General features: G+C 69.7%; 1 protein-coding gene and 1 pseudogene. One reads left to right on the top strand and one right to left on the bottom strand.

The window, feature by feature from the left end; all coding sequences use genetic code 11:
• Positions 1–602 (bottom strand): annotated as a pseudogene (locus tag EQG76_RS17085) (hypothetical protein); the annotation flags it as partial.
• 72 nt (positions 603–674) lie between these two features.
• Between EQG76_RS17085 and EQG76_RS17090 the strand changes: the two are divergent.
• A complete protein-coding gene (locus EQG76_RS17090) occupies positions 675–1,625 on the top strand; it encodes a cation diffusion facilitator family transporter (RefSeq protein ID WP_159715604.1) in 951 nt (316 codons plus the stop codon).
• Positions 1,626–1,882: the final 257 nt, after the last annotated feature.

Raw genomic sequence — 1,882 nt, forward strand, 5'->3', positions numbered from 1 at the left:
CTTGTGGCGGGCAGCAGCGGCCGCCCCGCCAGATCGGCGGCGGCGGCATGAATCCGGGCGTGCTCGACGTCGCCGCGCGCCAGCGCCTCCCCGATCACCTGGTCGAACTCGGTGCCGGCCGCCACCCGAGCGAACTGGCCCATGAGCGTGTCGACGATCGCCCGGTCATCCGCGGGCAGCTCCACCAGCGGATGGGCCACGACCTGGTCCACCACCCGGGCCAGCCGTTCGGCCGTGAGCAGCAACAGGGCGAGCGAAGCCAATGCCAGGCCCAGCCGCAGGCCAATGACGCGGAGCGAGCAGCGCCGGTCAGAGGCGCGGAGCCGCCGGCGCCGCAGCCAGGCAAGCGTGCTCGCCATGAAGGAGAGCAGCAGCGGCACCCGGTACCAGACGTCCCAGTGTCGGATCAGGCGCCAGCCATCCGGCACCGCCCCCTGGAGCAGCGCCTGCGCTCCAGGCCACGACCAATCCGCCAGTGCCTGGGCGGCCAAGAGCCAGGGCAGGGCCAGCAGCACCAGGAACAGGCTCGACCATGCCCTGAACCACCAAGTCGCTGCGCATGCGCGAGCCTGCTCATCAGGGCGCGCGGCCACCGCCTTCATCTTCCCGTCCCATCAACGGAAACCCGGCCGGCACGCGGGCGTTGCACGAAGCATCCCGGAGGAAAGGCGACGATGGCGGCGCACGCCGGCTCGAACAAGGTGATCTATGCGGCGCTGCTCGGCAACCTCCTGATCGCGATCACCAAGTTCGGGGCGGCCGGGTTCACCGGCAGTTCGGCGATGCTGAGCGAGGGGGTGCATTCGCTGGTCGACACCGGCAATGAGATCCTGCTGCTCTACGGGCTGCACCGGGCGCGGCGGCCGCCGGACCGGACCCATCCCCTGGGTCACGGGCGCGAGATCTATTTCTGGAGCTTCATCGTGGCGCTCCTGGTCTTCGCGCTGGGCGCCGGCGTCTCGATCTACGAGGGCATCTCCCATGTCCTGGCGCCGCATCCGGTCGAGAACGTCCATGTGAACTATGTGGTGCTGCTGCTCTCCATCCTGTTCGAGGGGTACAGCTGGCGCGTGGCGCTCAAGGAGTTCCGGCGGGAGAAGGGGAAGCTCGGCTATCTCGCGGCGGTGCGTCGGAGCAAGGATCCTACCACCTTCACCGTGCTGTTCGAGGACAGCGCGGCCCTGCTTGGCCTGGTCATCGCGCTTGCGGGCATCACGCTGGCCCAGCTGCTGGCCATGCCGGAACTGGACGGGGTTGCCTCCATCGGGATCGGACTGGTGCTCGCCGCCACCGCGGTCTTCCTGGCGCGGGAAAGCAAAGGGCTTCTGATGGGCGAGCCGGCCCTGCCGGAGGTGCAGCGCTCGATTCTGGCGATCGCGGGGCATGATCCGGCGGTCGAGCGGGCCAATGGCGTGCTCACCGTGCAGATGGGCCCCGACCAGGTGGTGGTAGCGATCAGTGCGGAGTTTGCCGACGAACTGCAGGCCACCACGATCGAAGAATGCGTCGAGCGGCTGGAACAGGCGCTCAAAGCGGCTCATCCGGAGATCGTCGACATCTTCGTCAAGCCGCAATCCGCCGGCCGCTGGCAGGCGGCCCGCCAGAAGCTCGATCAGGTCGAGTGAGGCCATGGGCGGGCGCCGCCATGCCGCGGTTGCAGGACCGATGACGGTTCGGTGATTGTGGTGCATGGTCGGCCCACCGGGAACGAGGGCCGTTCCCGGCGGCACCTGGACCGGCATGGACATCGCGGCAGTCTGGCAGTGGTCGTCGTCGCGCATCCGGCGCTCCGCATCCGCAGCGCCGCGGCGGCCTGCATGATCGGAGCGGATGCGTCGGCGGCGCGACAGGCGCGGCGGCGGCGAGCGTGGCGGCGGGTGCG

The organism is Geminicoccus flavidas (genome assembly GCF_009806515.1).
In the GTDB taxonomy this organism is placed as follows: domain Bacteria; phylum Pseudomonadota; class Alphaproteobacteria; order Geminicoccales; family Geminicoccaceae; genus Geminicoccus; species Geminicoccus flavidus.

Excerpts from the sequence above, each read along its gene's own strand:
- EQG76_RS17090 (WP_159715604.1), top strand. The coding sequence starts at position 675 with ATGGCGGCGCACGCCGGCTCGAACAAGGTGATCTATGCGGCGCTGCTC.